Raw genomic sequence first — 23,905 nt, 5'->3', positions numbered from 1 at the left:
TCAAGCGGTTAACGCTGCAATCTTGCCGAGATCCGAGCCGTTGGGTGAAATCCATTCCTATACTGAGGGAAAACCGCAGCGGTCTGCTGCCCGCGCAACCAGAATGAGAGTCACCATGATGTCCAAAGATGGGGAAGAGCGTAAATCTATCCTGACCGAAAGTGGCACCAACGAGCTTGAGATCATCGAGTTTCACCTCAAGAAGCAGCTACCGGACGGCCGTGAAAAAACCGCTTATTACGGGATAAACGTCGCCAAGGTGCGCGAGGTGATCCGGGTGCCGGAGACCACCGATTATCCCAACGCACAGCGCCACATGGTAGGGGTCTTCTCCCTGCGGGATCGCCTCATCCCGCTGGTGGATCTGGCGGGCTGGCTCGGCATCAAGACCAACCCGGACCCCAGCCACAAGGTGGTGATCGTCACCGACTTCAACAAGATGGCCAACGGGTTTCTGATCGACAGCGTCAGCCGGATTCACCGGGTCTCTTGGGAGGATGTGGAGTCCCCCAGCCAGTTTCTGGAAGCGGGGGAGAACGACTGCGTGGTGGCCGTGGTCAGGCGCGATGGCAACCTCATCATGATCCTCGACTTCGAGAAGATCATCGCCGATATCAACCCCGAGCTCAGCATGGAGAAGTACGACGTCACCCAGGATCGCAAGGTGCTCATCGACGATCGCATGATGGCGCTGCGTCAGGGCAAAACCATTCTGGTGGTGGACGACTCGGCCTTTATCCGCAAGATGATCGAGACCACCCTGCGCACCGCTGGCTACAACGTGATTACGGCCAAGGACGGCGGCGAGGGGCTGGAGATGATGACGGATTTCGATCGTCTGGCCCAGGAGGAGAGAATGCCGGTGACCGGCTTCGTCAATGCGGTGATCACCGATGTGGAGATGCCGCGCATGGATGGCATGCACCTGCTCAAGCGACTGCGGGATACCCCCTCCTACAAGGAAATGCCCATCGTGATGTTTTCCTCCCTGATGAGCGATGACAACCGTCAGAAAGCGCTACAACTGGGGGCTAACGATACCATCACCAAGCCCGAGATAGGGCGCATGGTGGGGATGATGGATCACATGCTGCTGGGGATTGCCCCGCCTTCGCCAGCCAACAACATCTGACCTGCCGTTAACTTCCAATTAGCCGGTCGAATCCACTGACCGGTGCCTCAAGCGGCCACTCCTTGCCAAGGAGTGGCCGCGCTGTTTTGGCTGTTTGCTGCGATCCCGACGCCCCTTGTCTCCCGGATATGATTTATGTAATGATAATTATTATCATTTGTTGGTGTGAAGCATATGACAGCAACCTGGGTGAAGGGGTGGGTCGAGTCGACCGAAGGTGGCAGCAGCATGAGTCACTGGAAACAGCAGACCAGAGAGGGCAACCGGCTGTTTGACTACGGCGAGTATCATCAGGCGCTGGCCCATTATCAGCAGGCGCTCTGGCTGGCTCGTCAGCAATTGGTGCAGTGGCATGACGCCGATGAGGCGGTGGCGGCGCTGGTGGTGGCTCACCACAATCTGGCGGATCTGCTGGTGGCCATGACCCTGCCCGATCGCGCCGCCGACCTGCTTTGTTATGTGCACGACTGCTTGCTGGCGACCTGCCACTCCCCCGCTTGCTCCTCTCGCCTGCGAGAAGCCGCGTTGCGTCATACCCGCACAACCTGTGCCGAGTTGCTGACGTTCGTACAGCGCCACGGCAGCCACGCCGGGATCATGCGTTCGCTCGGTCACTGCCTGTGTCAGAGCGAGCCCTCATCCCGGCTCCATTAATCCGAACAGAGGTCATCATGAGCCATACCCTGCCAGCCCTGAACTATGCCTACGACGCACTGGAACCCCATATCGATGCACTGACCATGGAGATCCACCATAGCCGTCATCACCAGACCTATATCAACAACCTCAACGCCGCGCTGGAAGGGGCGCCCGAGCTGGCTGCACTGCCGGTAGAGGAGTTGCTGCGCCGCTTCGACACCCTGCCAACCGCCCTGCAGGGGGCAGTACGCAACCATGGTGGCGGCCATGCCAACCACTCCCTGTTCTGGCTGGTGATGAGCCCGCAGGGGGGCGGTGAGCCGGGTGGTGAGCTGGCTCTGGCCATCGAGCGGGAATTGGGGGGATTCGATGCCTTCAAGCAGGCTTTCACTCAGGCGGCTCTGAGCCGCTTTGGTAGTGGCTGGGCCTGGCTGGTGGTGGACAAGGCGGGCAGATTGCAGGTGGAGAGCAGTGCCAACCAGGATAGTCCCCTGATGCATGGCCATACCCCGATCCTGGGGCTGGATGTGTGGGAGCACGCCTACTATCTCAAGTACCAGAACAAGCGTCCTGACTATATCGCTGCCTTCTATCAGGTGGTGGATTGGGTCGAAGTGGCCCGTCGCTATCAGGCGGCGAGAGGCTGACTTGGTCGCTGGGTATGGGTGTGCAGGCTCACCGCCACAACCCGCGCAGCCATAACAAGACCCGCCAGTTGGCGGGTCTTGTTTATTGTGCTGTCGTGCTGGTGTTGGCGGCTGAAGAGGCCATAGGCAATATGGGCAAGGCCGCGCTGGGCGTCTTGGCGGTGGTTTCTGCCGCTGCGGATAAAGCAGGAGTGAGTTGTTCAGTTGCGGCCGAGGCAGATGGAGTAGCCGACTCGGTGGCAACCGCGGCAGAGACTGCCGCTGGCTTTGCCTCATCCACCGCCGGTTTGGGCTGTTTGAGGCAGGGTTGCAGGCTGCCGATGGTGCTCAGTGACTGGCAAGGCACAGGCAGACCGATGGGGACCGGTGCCCCGAGGAACTTGGGCCCCTTGTCCAGTACATAGAGGTCGAGCAGCCCCATCAGGCGGGCAAAGACTTCCCGCACCCGGGTGCGGATCCCCTGATAGGCGCTGGGATCCTCGGCATTAAAGCCAACCGCGTCGATACCGAAATGGCGTGCGATGAAAATGGCCCGCTCGTTATGAAAGCCTTGGGATACTACGGTAAAGCGCTCCTGACCGAACACCTCTTTGGCGCGAACCACTGAGTCGAGGGTGCGGAATCCGGCGAAATCCATATAGATGGCGGAGGCGGGGATGCCCGCCTTGACCAGGGCGCGGCGCATCTGGCGTGGCTCGTTGTACTGCACGGTGGCGTTGTCACCGGAGACGATGATGAAGTCCACCTTGGCATTGTTGTAGAGCTCGGCTGCTGCCTTGATGCGGTATTTGAAGTAGTGGTTGGGGCCGCCACCGGAGAGATATTTGGAGGTCCCCAGCACCACCGCAACCCGGTTGTAGGGCACCTTGTCCACCTGATCGTAGGTGTAGTGACGGGCATCCGAGACGATCCACTCGCTGTAGCCCAGCAGCATGGCAATCAGGGCCAGCAGCAAAACGAGGCAGGCGAGGAGGATCTTGGCAAACTTCTTCATGCGCGGTGCGGTCAGGGTCTGAAGTTGGGAGTGGCTATCGGCATTCTATTACAACTCGGCCGCTGGCGTCAGGCTTGATAACGGGTGGATACCTCATTCGGGCAGAGGTTGTCGCAGCAGAGGCCGGGGGGGCGGGAGGATAAAGCGAGGGGCTGCAATGGCAGCCCCTCTGGTCGGTGAAGGTTTATCAGTGGGCGGAGTCGTTACCCTTGCAGGCGTCTGACTCCTTGTTTGCTTGCCACCAGGGCAGCAGATCCCGGGCGAGCCACGCCTGATAGGCGTCGCTGTCGTTGGCGATCAGCCGGTCCAGCTCCCCTTCGAAGTCGCTCATCGCCTGCTGCCGATCCGGATTGCGTAGCGCTTGTGCCAGCGCCAGCCAGCTGGCGCCGCGACCGGTATCGTTGAGGAAGCGGTGCACGGTATAGGACCAGGAGTAGACCATCTCGCCACCCTGCTCGTAGTCAAGGTGGAGGATAGCCGCCAGTGTCGGGCGCTGGTTGGCGGGGCGGTTTGCCACGTTATCCAGACCCCGGGCAAAGCACTGGCCGTGGGCGATGTACTCTGCAATCCCCTCGGCCCACCAGGTGGTGCGGTTGAGCGGATAGTGGCCGAAGCTGCCGTACTGGTTAAAGCGGCCGTCGAGATAGTGAACGTACTCGTGGCGCAGGTTCCACACCTGGAAGGCGGGGCGTTTCCACTCTGCCTCATAGGCGAAGAAGCGGGCCTGATTGCCGGGGCGAGCCGGATCCCCCTCGATATAGATGCCGCCATTGTCGGTAGAGACGCCAAACAGCGCGCTGCCGTAGCGGCCCCAGTCGGCGGAGGAGTTGAAGAGCACCAGCTCCAGCGCTTCGTTGTGATCATCGGCCACCGGTTGCCAGCCAGTCTCCATCTGCTGGTGGAAGCGCAGCTCTTCATCACCCAGCTCGCGGCAGATCCCTTCGGCCTGAGCCTGAGTCAGATCCTGGGCGCGCAGACGCAGGGTGGGTGAGCAGGTGTGCTCGAACGGCAGAATATCTTCCATGCGGATCGGGGTACAAAGCCCGGCGAACTCGCCGCTGACACAGGCTTCGCTGGTGCGATCCGTGTAGGTGAGGTAGTAGCTGGAGAGGGTCAGGGAGACCTCTTCCAGCATGGCGGCCGGATGTTGGCCACCCGGGATCAGCCCCTGCTGGCGCATGATGGCGATGACATCGCGATCCAGCTGTTGGCGATAGGCGATCGCCTTATCCGGGCTGGTGTGATGGAGGTAGCGCATCATCTGGTAGAGGCGGCTGTGGGCATCGAGGATGTTGTTGAAGATAAACAGATCCCGTGAGCCATCGCGCTGTTTCCAGAGGGCCAGCTCGCTCAGGCCCAGTTGCAGCAGGCTCTGGCGCAATGCCGCCTCCTGTTGCAGCACAGCTGCGCTGAAGTCTGCCTGCTGACCGTAAGAGGCGCTCTGATCGACCAGATTGAGCAGCTCGAACAGGCCGTCGGCCCAGGGTTTGTGGCCATTGATCTGCGCCGCATGTTGCACCGCATAGCCGAGCGCCTGGTTGAGCTGGGCCAGCATGGGAGCGGCACTCTGGCGGAAGGCGGCTTGCCCAAGCTGTCCCTGCGCCGCCACGCTCCAGGCTTCCAGCACTGTGCCAGCCTGATCCTGCGGTTCGGCACCCAGCAGCAATGGGTGGTTGAGCAGATCAATCATCACCCCGGCCAGTGCCCGGGCGGCCTGATCACTCTCTTTGCCAACGCCGCCGTGGTAGTTGTGGGCGCGCACATAGTAGAGCAGCTTGTCCATTGCCGGATGGGTCGGTTGATTGGCCGCCAGCAGGGCACGCATGCCGCGCACCACCGCCATCAGCTTGGCATCATCGTGGCCGTAATCCGCCTGCCAGGCAGGACTGTTCTGGCCGCTCACATCGGCTACCAGTTTGGCGGCATCGCTGTCGAGCAGATCCACATCGGGCTGCTCGGGCTCGGAGCAGAGACGACCGTTGGCGCGGCGGCACTCCAGCTGCTCCTCCTTGCTGGCCAGCACGATGGGGCGATTGAGCACCCGGCTCTCCTGCCACTCTTTGCTCTCTGGCAGGGGTTGCCACTCGCCGCCAGCGACCGGGTATTGGTAGCCGCTATCTTGCAGCGTTACCTGAACCTCGCTGCCTGCGGGGATCACCTGACGGCAGATGCGATAGCGGATGGTGTTGCTCCCCTCCTTGCGCTCCTGCGGCTCATCACACTCCTGCTGAGGCGTGAGCTGAGCCAGCTGCCACTGATAGCGGCGCCAGACGTGGATCTCGCTGACCTGAGCGGCAGCCTGACTGCCTGCCACCGGTTGCAGGCGGAAGAAGATTTGCTCCAACCGGCCATCCCGCTCACTCGGGGTCTCTTCAAGTACCTGCAACTGCTGCCAATCCTGCGGCTGATAGTGCCACTCCGACTCGGCGCAGCGGCCTTGTGCGTTGAGTTCGCAGCGATCCAGCTCCCTTTCACTCTGGCCCAGGATGATGGCTTGCGGCAGCGGCAGGCGATCCTGCCGCTGGGCGGTCGGCGTGCCCGCCAGCTGCTCCCAGCGACCCTGCTTGAGGCCATAACCAAAGTCATAACTGCTGGCGGGAATGAGCTTGCCCGCCGGAATCCGATCTTCACAGCGCACGAAGCGGATCTGCCAGCCCGCATCTACCTTGAGCTGCGGCTCGCCACACTGCTGCTCGGCCAGTGCAGTGAGATCGCTGCTCTGCCAGTCGAAGCGACGGTAGACCCTAAGCTGCTGGTAAGGAGCATTGCTGCTACGCGCCTTGAGCTCGTAGGTGATCTCGGTGATGCGAGCGGCCAGTTGCCGGCTCGATGCGCCAGTCAGCTGATACTGTCGCCAGTCATTGGAGGAGTAGTTGGCTTGCGCCGAGGATGTCGCCAAAAGCAGGGGGCTTGCCAGCAGCAGCCACCCGGTACCTGAACGGTTCATTTTTATCCCTTTGTTCTTGTTTGTGTATTGTCTTGCGAGTAATCGCAAGGCAATTTACAGGGACTCAAAAGAATATCAACGGTTTTTTAAATGACATATAAATCAATGATATGCCGTTGATTTATATGCTTGCGATTTCTGAACTCCTGCTGCCGTAGTGAGGGCTCACATGCGACTTGATTGAGGAAGTTGTTCGTTGTGTAAAGTGTGTGTCAGATCTCATTTCACCAACACGAGACATGCAGCAAATGACTAGGAAAAGCGAGATGTCCCTATGGCTTAAGTCACATTATCTGGGCGCATGATGACTTGTGACTCAATCAGCAAAGCCAGCTATTTGTTTGTGAGGAGGCAGGATGAAAAGATATTGGCCGCCTGTATCGGTAGCACAGGCGACCTGATAAGAGCTTCTTTCAACACCACCAGATCATCTGTTTCGCGCCAACTTCAGCGTCACTACAGATGAATCATCAGAGATAGCTGACGGTCACGATCGCCATGTTGCTGGCATTGATCACTCTGTAGTTGATCGTGCTGCTAATTGAGCTGATTTGACCGACTTGCTGCAAGTGAGCCAAAGGCATGGTCTGCTTGTTGATGCCTGAATAGCAGGTCACGTTGCTATCAGAAAAATCACATGGAGATTCGTAGATAGCACCAGTAAATGTCACTGAGCCATCAGCAGCAGATGCGGTGGATGGCAACAAGGCGGTACCAAGTAGCAGTGCGGTGAATGCAGAGAAAACTGTTTTGCGGACTAAATTGGAGGCGGTGTGTTGAGCTTTCATATCTATGTCCTTTTCGTCACAGGTGTTGTACGAAAAGGGCAACGCAATCAAAGAGTAATACCATAAATTGGCAATGACATAACTCTTCTCAGATGGCAGCTCCGCTGTCTTAGGTATCAAAACCCTTAGACCGGTGGCTTTGCGTCCCGACCTTTCGACCGGTTTGCCCTTTACTCTATGTTTAGATGATAACACTCCACTTTGAGAAATCAATCGGCTTAAAAATCATGAGAGATGGATCACAGTAAGTCTGCATAATTAATAACGTATATTTATTTTTTATCTCAAATATTGCCTGTGAATATTGCGGACAAGCGCTATATATTAGCGCAACATATCCATGTTTAATATGTAATGTAGTAGATGTATATTTATGTGTTGGCTGCCAATAATTTGATTACCTGATTACCTGATTACCTGATTACCTGATTACCTGATTACCTGATTACCTGATTACCTGATTACCTGATTACCTGATTACCTGATTACCTGATCACCCCTTTAGGGGGGGGGACGAGGTAGTTGATAACTATTGTTGAAACTAAATAGATTATCTTTGTTGTGTTTTTGTTATGTTGCTGAGGATAATTTTAAATTCACAGTCTGACCATATTGAAATAGATGTATTTTATATGGTGTTTATTTGTTTTGTGATGTCTGTAAGTGTTGTGAGTGTTTTATAAGTGATTGTTTTTTAAGGGTTTATAAAAAAATTTATATAAATCAAAATGTATTTGATGTGCATCGGACGAGTCGTTAATTTGTTCGCCAAGCAAAAGTGGAATGCGGCTTTCTGCACAGACGACAAGGATGTATGTAGTTGTGCAGTTTAGGTGTAGCGGGAACTACCCCTGATGCGGTGTGCTGCTTTTGCTTACTTAAAATAAACCTTAAAAGGCACAGCTGATTATTGGCATGACCTCTCATCGGCTTAATGAGAGGCGAGCACCAGCAGTTGCTGTGCAGTATATTGCGGCATCACTGAATATCGTGACTCCAGCATGATTGGAGTGATGCAGTACAACACACGTTAATGTAGGTATAAACAAATGAAAGCTAATAAGATTCTGGTTGCTATGGGTGTTGGTTCCATGCTGCTGTGTGGCTCCGCTTTTGCTGCTGCTGGTGGTGCCGGTTCCGGTAAAGTCACTTTTAACGGTGAAATCATCAACGCCCCTTGCTCTGTTGCTCCTGAGTCTGTTGACCAGGTTGTTGAAATGGGCCAGATCAGCACCAAAGAGCTGGCCAACGGTGGTGAGTCCAACTCCAAGCCGTTCAGCATCAAGCTGCTGAACTGTGAAATCTCCGACGCCGAAGATGCTGTCAAGGTGACTTTCAGCGGTGCCAAAGACCCGGTAGATTCCAGCCTGCTGGTGATCGGTGGTGGTCAAGCCGCTGGTGCCGGTATCAAGATGACCGCTCCGGGTGGTGCCCCGATCGTGCTGGGTACTCCGACTTCAGCCTTTACCTTGGTTAATGGTGATAACGAACTGCCGTTCAGCGCCGTGCTGAAAGGTTATGCAAGCCAAGACACCAACCCGCTGACTGCTGGTGCCTTCACTGCAGTGACCAACTTTACTCTCTCCTACGAGTAATAGAGTGCCTTAACGTGTGACAAGGGTTGTGGTGGCGCGAGCCACCACAACTTCACACATTCTGTTTCCTCACATCGAACCCTAATCATGAAAACTTCAATGATGGCGGCCATGGTGCTGCAGCTGGTGATGATGGCGGGATCAGTCCACGCCAACGAACTCACGGATGGACTAGCCGAATCAGGCTGTACGCTGGAGGTGCTGCGCAGTATTCCATTGCAGGCTCAGCAACCGGGCACGTTGAAAATCAGCGGTTGTCAGGTTGATGGGGCAACGGTGGCATCACTGCCTTTTATTTCCATGTCCGTGCGTGGTGCCATGAGCGATGAGCTGGGCATTCTCAATAACGGCCAATATCACAAGGTGTCCGGCGAGCGCTTTATTGTCTCGGATATCGTCAACAGTGATCTGGAATTCAATTTGGGGCTCATCAGCAGTCAGCTGTTTTTTCCGGACAGTACGACGCTGTTAGAACTCAATTATATGTAAGCAAACCAATTGCTTAGTGTAGATACCTCATTACGTGAGACCTTTATGCAATTCCTAGAGTGAAAATATGAGCGTTTCAACATCAGACTCTGTGAGAAAAAAACATTATTCAAAAATGGCTTTTATGCTATGCGTGCCCGGCCTGATGGCGGTGGCAAATCACGCATGGGCAGAAACGGAGTTTAATATTGATGCGCTCGATCTGGATGAGCGAACCAAGATCGACCTCTCCCAGTTTGCCGACGAAGGCTACATCCTGCCTGGCGACTACTACCTCGAGATTGAGGTCAACAAGAACAAGCTTCCCCTGCAGAAGATCCCTTTCTACGAGACTGACACCGGCAAAGGAAAGGGTGGTGTGGCCTGTCTGCCCCAAGAGGTGATCCCCAAGCTGGCGCTGACCGATGAGGCCATCGCCAAGATCGATACTTGGCACGATGGTCAGTGTGCCAACCTGCTGGCGCTGGACGGCGTGGTGATCTCGAACGATATCGGTAACGGTCTGCTCAGGATCGCCGTGCCTCAAGCGTGGATGAAATACAGCGATCCAAACTGGATTCCGCCCGAGCAATGGGATGAAGGTGTTCCGGGGATGATGCTGGATTACAACATCAATGCCCAAGTTAATGAAGGGGATGGCTACTCCAACCGCAACATCAGCAGCTACGGTACGCTGGGGTTCAACTACGGCGCCTGGCGTCTGCGGGGTGACTATCAGGCCAGTTCTTACTGGGGTGATAATGAGCGGACGTCGACTGAGCTGAACCGTATCTATGCCTATCGTCCGCTGCCGAACATGGCCGCCAAGCTGACGGTGGGCGAGCAGCAACTCAACTCTCAGCTGATCGACGGCTTCCGTTATACCGGTGTCAATCTGGCTAATGATGAGCGCATGTTGCCGCCGAGCCTGCAGGGCTATGCACCGGAAGTGAGCGGCATCGCCAAGACTAACGCCAAGGTGACTGTTTCCCAGTCCGGCCACATTCTCTATGAGACCAACGTGCCAGCCGGTCCGTTTCGTATTCAGGGGCTGGACAGCTCGGTGCGCGGCCGTCTCGATGTCCGGGTAGAGGAGCAAGATGGCAGTGTCAATTCGTTCCAGGTAGACACCGCGACCGTGCCCTATCTGACCCGCCCGGGCTATGTCAGATACAACCTGGCGGTTGGTGCACCTTCCGAACAGACGGATTCGGTGCACGACGTGCACGGCCCAGCCTTTGTCACCGGTGATTTCTCCTGGGGGGTAGCGAACTCCTGGTCGCTCTATGGTGGCAGCCTGGTTGCGGGTGAATACAACTCCATGGGGCTGGGTATTGGTCGTGATCTCTATGCCTTGGGCGCCATCTCCGCTGACCTGACTCAGTCAATCGCGAAGCTGCCGGGCCTGTCGACCAAGATTGGCCAGTCGGTGCGGGTGAACTACGCCAAGCAGTTCGATGAATACAACAGCTCTATCACCTTCGCCGGTTATCGTTTCTCCCAGCATGACTTCATGACCATGTCGCAATTCCTGAGCAACAAGGAGCGGCTGGAGAACAACACCACGACCTCGAGCGATGACTACAACACTTGGGGTGACAAGGAGCTTTATACCATCACCGCCAACAAGACTTTCTGGGCGGAGGATGCGGCCAAGGCGCTGACTATCTATCTGGACTACACCCACAGAACTTACTGGGAACACGATGCAGAGGATCGCTACGGCCTCACTATTAACAAGAGCGTGAATATTGGCAGCTTCAAGGATGTATCTGTCTATGTGTCGGCTTACAAGACCAAGACCGAGAACTACGAGGATGACAAGAGCGTCATGCTGACCCTGAGCATGCCGATTGGGGATAGAAAGAGTGCGGGATATAGCGTGCAGTCCTCCAACGGCAATGTGACCCACCTGGCCACCTATCAGGATTACAGCCGGCCGGATGATACCTATCAGCTGGGGGCGGGTGTGCAGAGCAATGGCCACGCCGTGGCGCGGGGCTACTACAACCACAACAGCGACGTCGGGGCGGTCAGCCTCAACGCCTACAGTGTGCAGAGCGAGTACACCTCGGTCGGTGCCAGCCTGCGCGGCGGTCTGACGGCAACCGAGCACGGTGCAGCCCTGCACCAGGCGACCCGCCGTGGCGGTACCCGCATGATGGTGGATACCGACAAGACCTCCGGTGTCTCCTTCAACAACGGCCGCGCCGTGACCAATCGCTTTGGCGTCGCGGTGATCAGCGATATGACCGACTATCGCAAGAGCGATACCCGGATCGATGTGGATCAGCTGAGCGATGACATCGATGCGATGAACGCCATCAAGCAGGGGACCCTGACTGAGGGGGCAATTGGATATAATGCCTTCGAAATCGCCGAAGGATTCAAGCTACTGGCCAATGTCAGATTGCCTGACGGCTCAGTGCCGCCGTTTGGTGCCACCGTCATCAAGGATTCCGGCCGGGTGCTCTCGGTAGTGGATGAAGATGGCCTGGTCTATCTGACCGGGGTGAAACCGAATGAAGCATTTGAACTCTCCTGGGGCGGGGCCCGCCAGTGCAAGATGGTGGCGCCGCAACAAGTAACCGATCTGTCGATGAAGACTCTCACTTGCAAGTAATGGGATACCGATGAAAAAACTGCTCTCTTATACCTGTCTGGCCGTGCTGGGCATGACCTCGCTCAACGTCAGTGCCGCCATTGTGCTGGACCGTACCCGCGCCGTTTATCCGGGTGGCGCCAAGTCCATCAGCCTCAACATCAAGAATGAGAACCAGAAGCTGCCCTACCTGGCTCAGGCCTGGATTGAAGATGCGCAGGGTCAGAAGATCTCTTCTCCCTTCGTGGTGCTGCCGCCGGTACAAAGGGTGGATGCCAACCAGAAGTCCATCGTGCGTATCGCCAGCGTGCCGGCCATCGACAGTCTGCCCAAGGATCGGGAGTCCATCTACTACTTCAATCTGCGCGAGATCCCGCCCAAGAGCGAGAAGAGCAACGTGATGCAGATTGCCGTGCAATCCAAGATCAAGCTGTTCTACCGCCCCGAGGCCATCCTGCCCGAGCGCGGCGCCATCTGGCAGGATCAGGTGCTGATCACCAAGCAGGGCAAGGCTCTCAAGGTCAATAACCCGACTCCTTACTACATCACCTACGTGGGCCTCGGCCATCCGCAGGGCAAGGAGCGGACCACCATCAAGGGGTTCTCCGCCTTTATGGTTGCCCCCAAGTCAGAGCAGACGGTCACCATTCCGGAAACACTGGGAAATGAATTTGTGATCAGCTACGTCAATGACTACGGCGGATATATGGACATCAAATACCAGTGTGCAGGCAATGCCTGTAAAGCCGTGAAGAGCGAGTAAGGCCTATGCTACGTTCCATCTTCTGTTCAAGTCTTATGCTGTTTGCAGGAACGGCATTGGCAAATGGCTATGTAACGCCTAACCCAACCCATGATTACTATATATCGTTGGACAAGGCTGACATTCAAAACAGACCTGGTTTTACTACCAAGGCATTTGAGTGGAATTTGGGAGGGCAATATTCAGGTATCGTTACCTGCCCTGATAGAAGCATTCCACAATCTCCAGTTTACTATAAGTCGACCATGACGGACGGCCTGCCTCAGGCTGGTGGTGGTTTTGTAAAATTAAATGACTTTCTGGATATGAAGGTCGAAATTTGGATAGCAGGTCGGAAGAATAAGTTTGTTACGGCTCCGTTCCCGAATGAAAGTAATGATTACCCAAATTACGCCTGTACTAAGGGAAAAGAGACCAGGATTAATAATTTTGAAAGTGGTAGCCGCGGGAAGGTCACTTTTCGCGTGAGAAAACAAATAATTAATGGTGTGCAAATTTCAGATCGTCAAGTGGTAGAAATGTATGGCCGTTTGGGGTCTACCACTACAGATTTCAATAATTTGCCAATGTCTCGAATTACGATTACATCTGCAATATTATATGTTCCTGAAGAGTGCGTGATTAATGGTGGCCAGACTATTGAAGTCGAATTTGGTGATCTGCCGGGCATAGGATTGGATGGAAATAACTTTGAAAAGACGGTTCCGCTGACATTTCAATGCCGTGGCGGTGTTTTCGAAGGGGATGCCTTGAAGATCAATCTTGGTATTTCTGGTAAACCAACCTCCTTCAGTCAAGATTATCTGCGAACAACCCGGGATAGCTATCAAGGTGGAAATGTCATTTCCGATCTGGGGATAAAATTCAAGCAACTTGATGGTTCTCAGCTGAAATTGAATACCTTCTATCCGGTTTCCATGCAGGGTAATATCGGTGACTGGGGTTTTATCGCTGCGCCGGTAACACCAGCAGGAGCAGATATCCCGGCTGGTGACTTTTATGCCACCGCTACTATCGTTGCCGAGTTCCAATGAGGAGTTGTTTTATGCTACGGACATTGTGGATAGGCTTGGCGCTATGCCCACTGTTGGCAGTAATGGCAGAGCCCCGTGCCAGCAATGATCTGGAATTGCTGGGCAATACGGTCCATCTCCATGGCCGGATCATCGATCAGCCCTGTGTGGTTGCCCCTGAATCCCTTGATCAGGAAGTCGAGATGGGAGTAGTTGACGTCAAGGAACTCTATGCCAACGGAGCCGGACAGCTGGTACCTTTCTCCATTCGCCTGACCAATTGCAAGTCGGGTATTTTCCGTATGGCCAAGGTAACCTTTACCGGCTCGCAAGATACCCAACTTGGCGGCGGGTTGGCATTCACTGCCGGGATTGCCAGGGGGGCGGGTATTCGTCTGTATGACGTGACTCAATCACCTCTGGATCTGGGTACTGCTTCCCGCGGCTATCTGCTGGGTGGTGCGACAGATAATGAGCTGCAATTTTTTGCTCGGGTAGAAGGACATCCGGCTGCACTGGCCGCCAAGAACATCAAACCTGGCGACTATTCTGCCGTCGCCAATTTCATCGTTGCCTATGAATAAAGTCAGAGGTCATTACGCTGGATGACCTTTGAATTGCTATGGCTGGGCCAGGTGATGACGCCACCCAGATAACTGGAGAGGTAAATGCCGCCCGGCAATTGAATAAACTGGGACTTTTGTCTGGGGGGCGTTAGCGCTGCCACCAGAGTGGCGACCATTCCATTATTGGTCAGCGCCTGTTGGTCAATGAAATTGACAATGGTGTTTTTGATTTCGACCGAAATATCACCATTATCCCGCTCCAGATCCCCGACGGAATCCAGATTAAACAGCGTCTTTCCCTGATTGTCAGTGGCTATCACGGTGGCCACCACTATCTCTCTGTTCATGGTCACAATATATTTACTTTTTCTGGTCATCTCTACCCAGTTGTCCGGTGCCAGACAATTTCTGTGATATCTGACAGTGGTATCAGGATTGTTGTAATAGTTGTGGGAAACATTGTCTCCCTGCTGGTTCATGGTTGTGATGACACATTGCACTTCTTCAGCAACCGGATGACCGCTACGCAGCAGAAAGATATTCGCAGAAAGTTTTTTACTGTCATTGTCGATGGAAAAATAGCTGATGGCTTCTTTTCCGACCAGAATTGAAACTTGCTCATCAGTCTTGCGTGAAATACGTTGTATCAAGGGTGTCAGCGAATCTATTTTGACATTCAGCGTTTTTTCGGTATCGCTGGTCATATAGAGAGAGGTTTGGCTGAGATTGATAGTGCGCAGCGTATTTGCTGTCACATAGTTATAAATGACGACGGCCAGTGAAGTCAGCGAAACCAGCAGCAACGCAAACAGAAAAATACGCTGTGGGTTGAAATACCGGTCATATTTTCGACGAGAATATTGTCGTCTGGCTTGAGGTGCCTGGGAAGGCATAGTCGCTTGAATTTCTTCATTTGGCGCAGGTTCTTCCGTTTCACCTGCGGCCTCAATAGGGGCACAAAAGATATAGCCTACCCTCGGAATAGTATCGATTGCGTCCATCAAGCCGAATGATTCCAGCTTTCTTCTTAACGAGAGTATCTGCCGATTCAAATTGGTATCGGTATTGTCCTGATTTGGCCACAAAGCATCCTGCAGTTTACTTCTGGGAATGACAGTGCCTGCTTCATCACACAGCATTTCGAGTAGCTCCGCTTCCTTGTTGCTGAGCTTGATGTCCTTGTCCCCTTTCGAGAGCCGGAATATTGCAGCGGAGAAAAATATATCCTCTGCAATTTTATAAATTCTGTTACTCATGTGTGACTCGCCTTACTACCAAGGAGAGCATTTTACCACCATGCAGTCTTTGTTCAAATAATGATAAATCGTCAATTTCCTTTGTTATCAAATGGTTACCTTTCCGCTTAAATGCATGGTGGGGTATATGGTACTACAGCCAATTAATTTGGTTCAAAAAATGTGCAAAAAAATGGCCATTTATGTAATCGTTCTCACTTATTCAGGCTAGTGAGGGAGATTTTGACACCGCCAGCATTTTATTTTGAGTCATGTATGTATTTGGATGACTCCTAAGTGTCAGGTCTTGTCGCATGATTTATTGTTGCGATTTAATAATATTATGAAATTGTTTCCGCTGTGGCTTGAGATTGCCGCCAAGATCGGGCCAGGGAAGCCAGTGGTCGGGGACCATAAAGCCGGGCAGGGTGCTGCGGATCCAGGCTGCCAGTTCGGAGTCGGGTACCGGCTCGTCGTGCCAGTCGATAAAGGCGGCGGGGCGTTGCCCCCACTCGTCGCTCGTTACCGGCACCACCAGCGCCTGGGCGACAGCGGGATGATCTACCAGTCGTTGCTCTATGGTTTCGGGCTGGATGTTTTCGCCACCCGAGATGAAGAGGTTATCGAGCCGTCCCTCTACCAGCAGCTCCCCTGCCGCAGTGAACCTCCCCTTGTCGCGGGTATGAAACCAGCCTTCGTCATCGAGGGGCAGTTCCAGCTCGCCATCTCGGTAGTAACCGGCAAACAGGGTGGCGCCGCGCACGCAAATCTCCTGCCCCCGGATGCACACCTCCCGCCCCGGTAGCGGTTTGCCAACTACGCCTGCATCGCCGGGGATAGCGGTGCAGACCTGACTGCCCATCTCGGAGAGACCATAACTCACCTTGGGTTCGAGCCCCATGGCGCAGAGGCGACTCACCAGCGGTTGCGGAATGGCGGCGCCACCGAGCAGCAGTTCGCGCAGGCGGGTGCGGGGCGGGTCAAATCCCTCTGCCAGCAGGCGCCAGAGCTGGGTCGGCACCAAGGATAAGTGAGTGATGGGTTGGCACTCCAGCCGCTCCTTAAGAGGCCGTTCACGCTGATCCAGCACCAGAGTTGCGCCCGCCAGAAAGACCCGAAACAGGATGGCGTAGCCGCCGACATGGAACAGCGGCAGGGAGAGCAGCCAGCCGCAGGCCTCATCGAGGGGAATGAGGGTGGCAGAGCCGAGTGCCGAGGCCAGGTGGTTGCAGAGCCGGTGCACCACCGCTTTCGGCGTGCCGCTGGAGCCCGAGGTGAGGATCATGTTGTTGAGCTGGGTCGATGCCAGCGGCCATGTTTCCTCGCTTGCTGGCAGTTCGCGCATGAAGTCGAGCCGCAAGGGCTGCCAGTTGCCTGCCGGGATCTCCCCTGCCGACCAGAAGGCATCGGCATCGAGTTGCACCGCCAGCTCGCGCTGCTTTTCGAGAGGAAAGGCGGGATTGAGCGGGCAGAACACCACGCCGCTGCGCACGCAGGCCCACGCCAGCAGCACATCTTCCAGCGCACCGCGCACCACCGCCGCCAGATGAGCGCCACGGCGCACGTCGGCTTGTCCCATCTGTTGGCACAGGCTGTTGAGGCGGGCATCGAGCTGGCGATAACTGAGGGGCGAGGCGGCGTAGATGGCAATGCGGTTCGGGGTGGTGATTGCCCGGTGGCGTACCGGGCAAGGTGTCTGTTCGGGTGAACGTGAGGGGTCAATCACGGTAATACAGTTGCTCCAGTCGGCTCAGATCCGGTTTGCCATCTTCCCCCAGCAGGTTGCCCGCCATCCAGCGGCGGGTATCCAGACCCGGCGCCTGTTCCGGCGCCCACTCGCCTGCCAGGTGAAAGAGCTGGTTCAGGCCCAGATCCGATTCGAAGCAGGAGGAGATGATCACCTTGAGCCGCAGTTCGCGGGCGCGGGCGATCAGCGATTCGCAGTGGGCGAGTGAACCGAGCAGGGTAGGTTTGAGCACCAGCGCACGCAGTTGCGGGATCGGCTCCCACGGCTTGCCTTGTGCCAGCAGTTCGTCCAGCGCCACCGGCATGCCGGTGCGGTTGGCGACAAAGGCTATGTCGGCAAAGTCGGCGCAGGGGTCTTCCAGATACTCGATGCGATTTGGGTCGAGGTGGCCGCAGAAGGTCCACGCCTCCTCGCGGGTCCAGCCCTGGTTGGCATCCAGCACCAGCTTGAGGGAGGGAAGGCGGTCGCACAACAGGCGGATCAGCGCCAGCTCGTCACGCATCGGGTAGCGCGCCACCTTCAGCTTGGCCTTGCCGGGCGTGCGGTGCAGCCACTCTTTCCAGTTGCGCAGCAGCTCCTGGGGGGAGCCTTGAATGAGGGGATAGGGCTCCGGCAGCGGGTTGCTCTGCTCGGGCCATGTCCGGCGCGCGCAGTCGAGGCCAAATTGCACCGACGGCAGCACGGGGTTCGGGGTGTCGCCAGCGGCCAGAGCCGCCAGCGTGGCAAGGGCTTCCGCCTCTGCCTGTTGCAGGCTCTCTTTCGAGAAGCCGGGCAGGGGGGCAATTTCCCCCCAGCCGTCGTTGATGCGCACCAACAGCCCCTCTCGCGCCACCTCCACCTTGCCGTGAAAGGTCAGTGGCTGGGTAAAAGGCAGTTGATAGCGATAGAGGGCTAGTGTCATCAGGGGTTCCGCTTGTATTTGGAGAAGTCGGGGCGACGCTTTTCGTTGAAGGCGTTGCGCCCTTCCTGACCCTCTTCGGTCATGTAGAACAGCATGGTGGCATTGCCCGCCAGCTCCTGCAAGCCCGCCTGACCATCACAGTCGGCGTTGAGGGCGGCTTTCAGGCAACGCAGCGCCATCGGGCTGTTTTGCAGCATTTCACGGCACCAGCGCACGGTTTCGCGCTCCAGTTCCGCTAGCGGCACGACAGTGTTGACCAGACCCATGTCGAGGGCTTGCCGGGCATCGTACATGCGGCAGAGGAACCAGATTTCGCGGGCCTTCTTCTGGCCGACGATGCGAGCCATGTAGGAAGCACCCCAACCGCCGTCGAAGGAGCCCACTTTCGGGCCGGTCTGGCCAAACTGGGCGTTGTCGGCGGCGATGGTCAGGTCACACATCATGTGCAGCACGTGGCCGCCACCGACTGCGTAGCCCGCTACCATGGCAACCACAGGTTTCGGGCAGGTGCGGATGTCGCGCTGGAAGTCGAGCACGTTGAGGTGGTGAGTCCCCTCGTCATCGCGATATCCACCGTAGTCGCCACGGATCTTCTGGTCGCCGCCGGCGCAGAAGGCTTTCTCGCCAAAACCGGTCAGGATGATGGTGCCGATCTGATCGTCATAACGGGCATCGGCCAGCGCCTGCAGCATCTCTTTGACGGTACGGGGACGGAAGGCGTTGCGTACCTGGGGACGGTTGATAGTGATCTTGGCAATGCCATCGTTGGACTTGTGATAGAGGATGTCCTCGTAACCGGCGGAGCAATCTTGCCATTCAACAGGTGCGTACAGTTCAGCTTCCGTCATTGCTTCAATCATGACTCGTCTCTTCTTGTTGGTTGACCCACTCCGCGAGGAGTCGGGCAAAGTTATCAGGCTGATGGGCGTGCAGATTATGGCCGCCATCCAGCACCAAGTGGTTGATTCTGCGATTTTGGTTCGCCAGCTGGCAAGCCAGCTGATGGAATTTGTGATCCCGCTTGCCACTCACATAAGTAACCGGCAGCTGGCTCGCCATGAGCCAGGGGGCGAGATCCGGCTGCTTGCCTAGCGAGGTGGCGCGCAGCATGGTGGCGATGCCCTGACCGTCGTTGCCAAGACGGCGGGCGATCTGGCGGGCCCGGGCCGCATCGTCAAGATCGGCAAATACCCCTTGCCGGTACCAGTCTGCCAGCACGTCAGCCAGGGGCTCACGCTCGAAGCGCCGCGCCCACTGTTCATCGTGCTGGATGCGGGCGGCCCGTTCACAGGCCGGTAACCCCGGGTTGCAGTTCTCCAGTAGCAGCCCCCGCAGCCCGGCGGGCTCGCGGCTGGCGTGATAGAGGGCCAGTCGTCCACCCAGCGAGTAGCCCACCAGCAGATAGCGTTCAATGTTGCGGCTAGCCAGCTCGGAGATCAGCCACTGGTGGCTCTGCTCAAAGTCGCTGACGTTGAGATCGCTATGCTGGCCGTGACCCGGCAGATCGAGGGCGATGCAGCGGATGGCGGGCAGCCGGTCGATCACCGGTTGCCAGTCGCCGCTATCCCCCAGCAGGCCGTGCAGCAGCACCAGCGGCACATTGGCATCTTTATTTGCCACGGATGGCTGCCCCCAGCGTCTTGAGATCATCTGCCACCTGCTCGCTCGGTACCCGGATCTCGATCAAGGTAACGCCATGTTGGAGGGCGGCGCGGTAATCGCGTTCGAACTCGGGCAGGGTGGTCGGCGCCCGATAGGCGAGGCCAAACATGGCGGCGGCATGTTCAAAGCTGAGACCGTGGGGCAGCCGGTAGTAGCTCTCCAGCAGCTCCCCTTCGGTGGGCACCGGCAACATACGGAAGATGCTGCCGCCATCGTTGTTGAGCAGGATCACCACCAGCGGTCGGCTCGCCTTGCTGAGCAGGGCGAGACTATTGAGATCGTGCAGGGCGCTGAGATCGCCAAGCAGCAGGGTAGTGGGCTCATCACTGTCCTGCTCGATTGATTGGGCAAACCCGTAGGCGGTGGCGATCAGGCCATCGATGCCGGAGGCGCCGCGGTTGGTCATCACCCGGCTTGGCCCCTTGCCCGTTTCGCCGAGCATATCCATCAGTCGGGCTGGCATGCTGTTGCCGACAAACAGTTGCCCTTCGATCAGGCGGTTGAGGCGATGGCAGACCCCGAGTTCCGAGAAGCGTTCGCAGGCAGCGGCGATCTGCTGGCTGGCGTTGTGTTGCAGCTCGGCCAATGTGTGCCAAGGAGCTTGTGTGGTGACCGGATGGGCCGTGGCAAAGGCGCTGGCACTGCAGAGCAGCCGGTTGCGCAGCCGGTAGTCGGGATCCAGCCGCGCCGGTTGCGGCTCCACCAGCCAGTAATCCTGCCATGAATGGTGCTTGATGAACTGGCCGAGCCGCTTGGAAACAAGCCGCGCGCCAAATTGCAGCAGCACCTCGGCGCGGCCGAGCTCGGCGACGAATTCAGGGTCGTTGAGCGCCATATCCATGTGGATGAGGTTACGGCAATCGAAGCGGATCTGGCTCTGCAGGTCTGCCAGCAACGGCCAGCCAAGTTGCTCTGCCAGCGCGGCGACCACCTGTGCCTGTTCGGGGTCAGTGATCCTGCCGGCGACAATAATGCCGCGCTGTTGGCGAAAGGTTTCCCACTCCGCCTGAGGTGGGCAGCTCGGCTCGTTTTGCTGCCACGGGCTCCAGGGCTTGTGCGAGCCGATCCAGTCACCGAGGGGAGCCAGATAGTCGGAGAAATCCTGATAGTGCTCGCCCGGGTAGAGGGGCTCGGGGTACATGCAGTTGAAGTGCACCACTCCGGGAGTGAGCGCCTGTTTGGCCAGCGCCTGATCCACCGAGCTCAGCACAAACGCCGCCGGAATGGTCGGGGTGGGGCTCGGCAGGTTCTGTTGATAGACGGGGTAGCGGCCGAAGATCCCCTGCTGGTCGATCGCCTGATTGGCGCCGTTGTCGATAAGCTCGTGAGGGCGATCGGCGGAGAGAATAATCAGCGGCACGCCGGTGAGCTGGGCCTCTGCTACGGCAGGCCAGAGGTTGGCCACTGCGGTGCCCGAGGTCATGATCACCGCCACCGGCCGGTTGCTCCCCTTGGCCAGCCCGAGCGCCATAAAGCCGAGGCCGCGCTCGTCAAAGTGCAGGTGACGACGAAAGCCCTGATGGGCGGCGGCGGCCATGGTCAGCGGCGCAGAGCGGGAGCCGGGGGCCAGCGCGATGTCGCGCACCCCGAGGCGAAAGAGCTCCTCCAGCAAGAGGGAGGACCAGACGTGGTTGAAGGTGGCGTGCTGGCTCGAAAACGGGGGGCAGGCAAACTCTTCGCTGGCAGGCTCTTTACGGGTGGGCATAGGGGCTCTCGTAGCGTGAAAAGGGTGAATGACTATCCCAGCAGGGAGAGCACATTGGCGATCTTGTTGTCGAGCTCGGCCCACTCGGCGACAGGCTCGGAACCGGCGACAATGCCGGCGCCGGCAAACAGGGTGACGCTGCCCGGCTGAATGCGGGCGCTGCGAATGGCGACCGAGAACTCGGACGTCTCCCGACTCAGCATGCCGCAGGCTCCGGCGTACCAGCCCCGATCGTAGGGCTCGAACTCGCGGATAAAGGCGAGCGCTGCCTCGCGCGGGGCGCCGCCCACCGCCGGCGTCGGGTGGAGGGCGTCGAGCAGCTGCCAGTCGCAGACCCCGGGCTTGAGCTCGGCTTCGATATCGCACTTGAGGTGTTGCAGCAGCCGCAGTTTGAGAATGCGTGGCTCGGTCAGGGTGGCATCGTGGGTCAGTGGCGCCAGTCGGCTGAGGATGTCGGCATGTACCAGCCGGTTCTCCAGCCGGTTCTTGCTGTCGGTCAGCAGCTCGGCGGCCAGTTGGGCATCCACCTCTTCATCGCCGGAGCGGCGGATGGTGCCTGCCAGCGCCTCAGTAAAGAGGTGGCGATCTTCCCGGCGGTAGAGCCGCTCGGGGGAGCAGGCGATAAAGGCCTGCTCGGGGGAGAATTGAAAACCGAAGTGGAAACAGTCCTGGGCGTGGCGGGCCCACTGGTCGAGCATGGCCCAGGGATTGATATCCGCATCGTGGTTCGGACTGGTCAGCACGCTCTCCCGCGACAGCACCACCTTGGGAGTGTGGGCCTGAAAATCGGGGGCGGTGACGCGCTCCACCAGCGTTTGCCACTGGGCGGAGCCGGGGCAATCCTGTCGCTGCCAGGGCTGCTTTTTCAGGGCGGGCAGCGGGGCTTCCGGGCGCAGGGCATCGAGGGCGGCGTCGGCCGCCTGCAGTTCGGCCTCGAGATTGTTTTCATCCAGCCAGAGGTTGAGGCAGAGGCTGACGCACTCGCCACGGCGCACCAGCTCGATGCGGGGCAGCACGAAACGGCAGGGGCCAAACCCTTGCCAGCTTGATTGGGCCGGATCGAACGCCAGTCCACCATAGTAGCGAGGGCTGTCGTCATGATGCTGGTTGGCTGTGTTAGTGCACACCTGCTTGATGGCGTGCGGCTCGGTCAGTTCATGGATGGCGCCCAGCGCGACATACTCGGGACGAGCCTCTCCACGGGCCTGCCAGTAGATGCGGGGATAGAGGGTTTGCGCCGCGAGCCAGCCCAGAAAGGAGCGGATTTCGATCGCTACTCGCAACCGTACGAAGCCGCTGACGTTGCTGTGACGCAGGGCGTCCAGTTGTTGCTTGATATGGGTCTGAGCCAACATGGATTCTTGTCTGAGCCGGGTAGTAACGAGCGATCCGGTAGCTGGATGCCGTAGGTTTATGCCAAAGGGCGATGATTTCCTATATATTATCTGCCCATTCGTCCATGTAAATCGCCCGCGGGAGCTTCACTCTCCGGGGCCAAGTATACCCAAATCCGGTTCGATAACCCTTAACACGATCAATATCCGATTGTTTGGCCATCACAAAATGACAAATACCTTCTCTGTTTGGTTGCTGGCGGCGCGTTTGCGAACACTGCCGCTCGCCTGCTCTTCCATCCTGCTGGGCTCGGGGCTGGCTGCCAGTCGTGGTGCCTTCGATGGCACCATCATGGCGCTCTCCCTGCTGACCGCCATCCTGCTGCAGATCCTCTCCAATCTGGCCAACGATTACGGCGATGCGGTCTCCGGCGCCGACAACGGTGAGCGGATCGGCCCGCAGCGGGCGGTGGTCTCCGGTCTTATCACCAAAAAGCAGATGTGCGTGGCGATGGGGCTGACTGCGCTGGCGGCGGTGGCCAGTGGCCTGCTGCTGCTGGGCTGTGCCTTTGGTGGCCAGTGGCTGCAGATTTTGGCATTTGTGGTGCTGGGTGGCGCGGCCATTGTCGCGGCGGTGACCTACACCGTCGGCAAGACTCCCTACGGCTATCGCGGGTTTGGCGATATCTCGGTGTTCCTGTTCTTCGGTCTGTTGGGGGTGCTCGGCTCCTACTACCTCTTCACCAAGAGTCTGGAGTGGGATCTGCTGCTGCCTGCCACCGCTTGTGGCCTTCTGGCGACCGCCGTGCTCAATATCAACAATGTGCGCGACATCGAGACCGACGCCGCCAGCGGCAAGATCACCCTGGCGGTGCGCCTTGGCCGCAACCGCGCCATCGCCTATCACTGGGTACTGTTGGGGGCAGCGTTGCTGGCAACTATCGCCTTTATCCTGATCCAGCCCGCCAGTTTCTGGCCGTGGATCTTCCTGCCCGCCATGAAGCCTCTCAGCGATGCGGCCCGCACCCTTCGCGAAAGCTACGATGGCGAGGTGCTGACCGGTTCCCTCAAGAAGACCGCCATCAGCGCGTTTCTGTTCAGCCTGCTGCTCTCCATCGGGTTGGCGCTCTCCTGATGAGCGACCGGCTTGTTGTTATGTGAAACGGG

20 protein-coding genes and 1 riboswitch are annotated in these 23,905 nt (G+C 57.4%); of the genes, 10 read left to right on the top strand and 10 right to left on the bottom strand.

Going from position 1 to position 23,905, the window contains the following annotated elements:
- Positions 1-115: 115 nt before the first annotated feature.
- The 3 genes from A9G06_RS06870 to A9G06_RS06860 all read left to right on the top strand — a co-directional run bounded on the left by A9G06_RS06870 (position 116) and on the right by A9G06_RS06860 (position 2,418).
- On the top strand, positions 116-1,132 hold the full coding sequence (locus A9G06_RS06870; RefSeq protein ID WP_005335957.1) for a chemotaxis protein: 1,017 nt from the start codon (positions 116-118) through the stop codon (positions 1,130-1,132).
- A gap of 174 nt (positions 1,133-1,306) precedes the next feature.
- Positions 1,307-1,786: a hypothetical protein gene (locus tag A9G06_RS06865; protein WP_083243739.1), complete on the top strand. Its 480-nt coding sequence runs from the start codon at positions 1,307-1,309 to the stop codon at positions 1,784-1,786.
- 17 nt (positions 1,787-1,803) lie between these two features.
- A complete protein-coding gene (locus A9G06_RS06860) occupies positions 1,804-2,418 on the top strand; it encodes a superoxide dismutase (protein ID WP_069554685.1) in 615 nt (204 codons plus the stop codon).
- A gap of 82 nt (positions 2,419-2,500) precedes the next feature.
- Here the strand turns inward: A9G06_RS06860 and A9G06_RS06855 are convergent, their stop codons facing one another.
- The 3 genes from A9G06_RS06855 to A9G06_RS06845 form a co-directional block, all read right to left on the bottom strand.
- On the bottom strand, positions 2,501-3,412 hold the full coding sequence (locus tag A9G06_RS06855; RefSeq protein WP_069554684.1) for an ElyC/SanA/YdcF family protein: 912 nt from the start codon (positions 3,410-3,412) through the stop codon (positions 2,501-2,503).
- 187 nt (positions 3,413-3,599) lie between these two features.
- Positions 3,600-6,359, bottom strand: coding sequence for a collagenase (locus A9G06_RS06850; protein WP_069554683.1), 2,760 nt, complete (start codon positions 6,357-6,359; stop codon positions 3,600-3,602).
- 470 nt (positions 6,360-6,829) lie between these two features.
- Positions 6,830-7,147, bottom strand: a complete 318-nt coding sequence (locus A9G06_RS06845) for a fimbrial protein (protein ID WP_069554682.1) — start codon at positions 7,145-7,147, stop codon at positions 6,830-6,832.
- A 91-nt stretch (positions 7,148-7,238) separates the two neighbouring features.
- Positions 7,239-7,325: riboswitch (cyclic di-GMP riboswitch) on the bottom strand.
- 871 nt (positions 7,326-8,196) lie between these two features.
- Here A9G06_RS06845 and A9G06_RS06840 point away from each other — a divergent pair.
- From A9G06_RS06840 to A9G06_RS06815, 6 genes are all read left to right on the top strand, one after another.
- Positions 8,197-8,742 (top strand): fimbrial protein, encoded by a 546-nt coding sequence (locus A9G06_RS06840; protein ID WP_069554681.1) that lies wholly within the window; start codon positions 8,197-8,199, stop codon positions 8,740-8,742.
- Positions 8,743-8,841: 99 nt separating this feature from the next.
- Entirely contained in the window at positions 8,842-9,231 is a 390-nt protein-coding gene (locus tag A9G06_RS06835; protein ID WP_005354943.1) for a hypothetical protein, read from the top strand.
- A gap of 67 nt (positions 9,232-9,298) precedes the next feature.
- Entirely contained in the window at positions 9,299-11,833 is a 2,535-nt protein-coding gene (locus A9G06_RS06830; RefSeq protein WP_069554680.1) for a fimbria/pilus outer membrane usher protein, read from the top strand.
- Between the two features lie 10 nt (positions 11,834-11,843).
- Positions 11,844-12,575, top strand: a complete 732-nt coding sequence (locus tag A9G06_RS06825) for a molecular chaperone (RefSeq protein ID WP_069554679.1) — start codon at positions 11,844-11,846, stop codon at positions 12,573-12,575.
- 5 nt (positions 12,576-12,580) lie between these two features.
- Positions 12,581-13,609, top strand: a complete 1,029-nt coding sequence (locus tag A9G06_RS06820; protein WP_069554678.1) for a fimbrial protein — start codon at positions 12,581-12,583, stop codon at positions 13,607-13,609.
- An 11-nt stretch (positions 13,610-13,620) separates the two neighbouring features.
- Positions 13,621-14,172, top strand: a complete 552-nt coding sequence (locus tag A9G06_RS06815; protein WP_069554677.1) for a fimbrial protein — start codon at positions 13,621-13,623, stop codon at positions 14,170-14,172.
- A 2-nt stretch (positions 14,173-14,174) separates the two neighbouring features.
- Here the strand turns inward: A9G06_RS06815 and A9G06_RS06810 are convergent, their stop codons facing one another.
- The 7 genes from A9G06_RS06810 to A9G06_RS06780 form a co-directional block, all read right to left on the bottom strand.
- The gene (locus A9G06_RS06810) at positions 14,175-15,410 is read right to left on the bottom strand and encodes a winged helix-turn-helix domain-containing protein (protein WP_069554676.1); all 1,236 of its coding nucleotides are present in this window, start codon (positions 15,408-15,410) and stop codon (positions 14,175-14,177) included.
- Between the two features lie 298 nt (positions 15,411-15,708).
- Complete coding sequence (locus A9G06_RS06805) at positions 15,709-17,115, bottom strand: AMP-binding protein (protein WP_069554675.1); 1,407 nt, start codon at positions 17,113-17,115, stop codon at positions 15,709-15,711.
- The gene (gene menC / locus A9G06_RS06800; protein WP_069554674.1) at positions 17,108-18,037 is read right to left on the bottom strand and encodes an o-succinylbenzoate synthase; all 930 of its coding nucleotides are present in this window, start codon (positions 18,035-18,037) and stop codon (positions 17,108-17,110) included. The genes A9G06_RS06805 and menC overlap by 8 nt, the downstream gene beginning before the upstream one ends.
- Complete coding sequence (gene menB / locus A9G06_RS06795) at positions 18,037-18,885, bottom strand: 1,4-dihydroxy-2-naphthoyl-CoA synthase (RefSeq protein ID WP_198283370.1); 849 nt, start codon at positions 18,883-18,885, stop codon at positions 18,037-18,039. Before menB ends, menC begins: the two co-directional genes overlap by 1 nt.
- A gap of 4 nt (positions 18,886-18,889) precedes the next feature.
- Positions 18,890-19,687 carry a 2-succinyl-6-hydroxy-2,4-cyclohexadiene-1-carboxylate synthase gene (menH, locus tag A9G06_RS06790; protein WP_069554673.1) on the bottom strand — a complete coding sequence of 266 codons (798 nt, stop codon included), beginning with the start codon at positions 19,685-19,687 and terminating at the stop codon, positions 18,890-18,892.
- A complete protein-coding gene (menD, locus tag A9G06_RS06785) occupies positions 19,647-21,404 on the bottom strand; it encodes a 2-succinyl-5-enolpyruvyl-6-hydroxy-3-cyclohexene-1-carboxylic-acid synthase (RefSeq protein ID WP_069554672.1) in 1,758 nt (585 codons plus the stop codon). The genes menH and menD overlap by 41 nt, the downstream gene beginning before the upstream one ends.
- A gap of 32 nt (positions 21,405-21,436) precedes the next feature.
- The gene (locus A9G06_RS06780; RefSeq protein WP_069554671.1) at positions 21,437-22,759 is read right to left on the bottom strand and encodes an isochorismate synthase MenF; all 1,323 of its coding nucleotides are present in this window, start codon (positions 22,757-22,759) and stop codon (positions 21,437-21,439) included.
- A gap of 208 nt (positions 22,760-22,967) precedes the next feature.
- Here A9G06_RS06780 and A9G06_RS06775 point away from each other — a divergent pair, with 208 nt between their 5' ends.
- Positions 22,968-23,873, top strand: coding sequence for a 1,4-dihydroxy-2-naphthoate polyprenyltransferase (locus tag A9G06_RS06775; RefSeq protein ID WP_069554670.1), 906 nt, complete (start codon positions 22,968-22,970; stop codon positions 23,871-23,873).
- Positions 23,874-23,905 lie beyond the last annotated feature (32 nt).

It is taken from the genome of Aeromonas sp. DNP9 (assembly GCF_001728955.1).
Classification (GTDB): Bacteria; Pseudomonadota; Gammaproteobacteria; order Enterobacterales; family Aeromonadaceae; genus Aeromonas; species Aeromonas veronii.
The sequence above is the reverse complement of the archived record's forward strand: the minus strand, read 5'-3'. Positions and strand labels throughout refer to the sequence as shown.

Bases quoted from the DNA above. Each gene is read 5' to 3' on its own strand.
- A9G06_RS06845 (WP_069554682.1), bottom strand. From the start codon at position 7,147: ATGAAAGCTCAACACACCGCCTCCAATTTAGTCCGCAAAACAGTTTTC.
- A9G06_RS06825 (WP_069554679.1), top strand. From the start codon at position 11,844: ATGAAAAAACTGCTCTCTTATACCTGTCTGGCCGTGCTGGGCATGACC.
- A9G06_RS06850 (WP_069554683.1), bottom strand. From the start codon at position 6,359: ATGAACCGTTCAGGTACCGGGTGGCTGCTGCTGGCAAGCCCCCTGCTT.
- A9G06_RS06820 (WP_069554678.1), top strand. From the start codon at position 12,581: ATGCTACGTTCCATCTTCTGTTCAAGTCTTATGCTGTTTGCAGGAACG.
- menC (WP_069554674.1), bottom strand. From the start codon at position 18,037: ATGACACTAGCCCTCTATCGCTATCAACTGCCTTTTACCCAGCCACTG.
- A9G06_RS06835 (WP_005354943.1), top strand. From the start codon at position 8,842: ATGATGGCGGCCATGGTGCTGCAGCTGGTGATGATGGCGGGATCAGTC.
- A9G06_RS06815 (WP_069554677.1), top strand. From the start codon at position 13,621: ATGCTACGGACATTGTGGATAGGCTTGGCGCTATGCCCACTGTTGGCA.
- A9G06_RS06780 (WP_069554671.1), bottom strand. From the start codon at position 22,759: ATGTTGGCTCAGACCCATATCAAGCAACAACTGGACGCCCTGCGTCAC.
- menD (WP_069554672.1), bottom strand. From the start codon at position 21,404: ATGCCCACCCGTAAAGAGCCTGCCAGCGAAGAGTTTGCCTGCCCCCCG.
- A9G06_RS06855 (WP_069554684.1), bottom strand. From the start codon at position 3,412: ATGAAGAAGTTTGCCAAGATCCTCCTCGCCTGCCTCGTTTTGCTGCTG.
- menH (WP_069554673.1), bottom strand. From the start codon at position 19,687: ATGATCTCAAGACGCTGGGGGCAGCCATCCGTGGCAAATAAAGATGCC.
- menB (WP_198283370.1), bottom strand. From the start codon at position 18,885: ATGACGGAAGCTGAACTGTACGCACCTGTTGAATGGCAAGATTGCTCC.
- A9G06_RS06860 (WP_069554685.1), top strand. From the start codon at position 1,804: ATGAGCCATACCCTGCCAGCCCTGAACTATGCCTACGACGCACTGGAA.
- A9G06_RS06810 (WP_069554676.1), bottom strand. From the start codon at position 15,410: ATGAGTAACAGAATTTATAAAATTGCAGAGGATATATTTTTCTCCGCT.
- A9G06_RS06830 (WP_069554680.1), top strand. From the start codon at position 9,299: ATGAGCGTTTCAACATCAGACTCTGTGAGAAAAAAACATTATTCAAAA.
- A9G06_RS06865 (WP_083243739.1), top strand. From the start codon at position 1,307: ATGACAGCAACCTGGGTGAAGGGGTGGGTCGAGTCGACCGAAGGTGGC.
- A9G06_RS06870 (WP_005335957.1), top strand. From the start codon at position 116: ATGATGTCCAAAGATGGGGAAGAGCGTAAATCTATCCTGACCGAAAGT.
- A9G06_RS06775 (WP_069554670.1), top strand. From the start codon at position 22,968: ATGACAAATACCTTCTCTGTTTGGTTGCTGGCGGCGCGTTTGCGAACA.
- A9G06_RS06840 (WP_069554681.1), top strand. From the start codon at position 8,197: ATGAAAGCTAATAAGATTCTGGTTGCTATGGGTGTTGGTTCCATGCTG.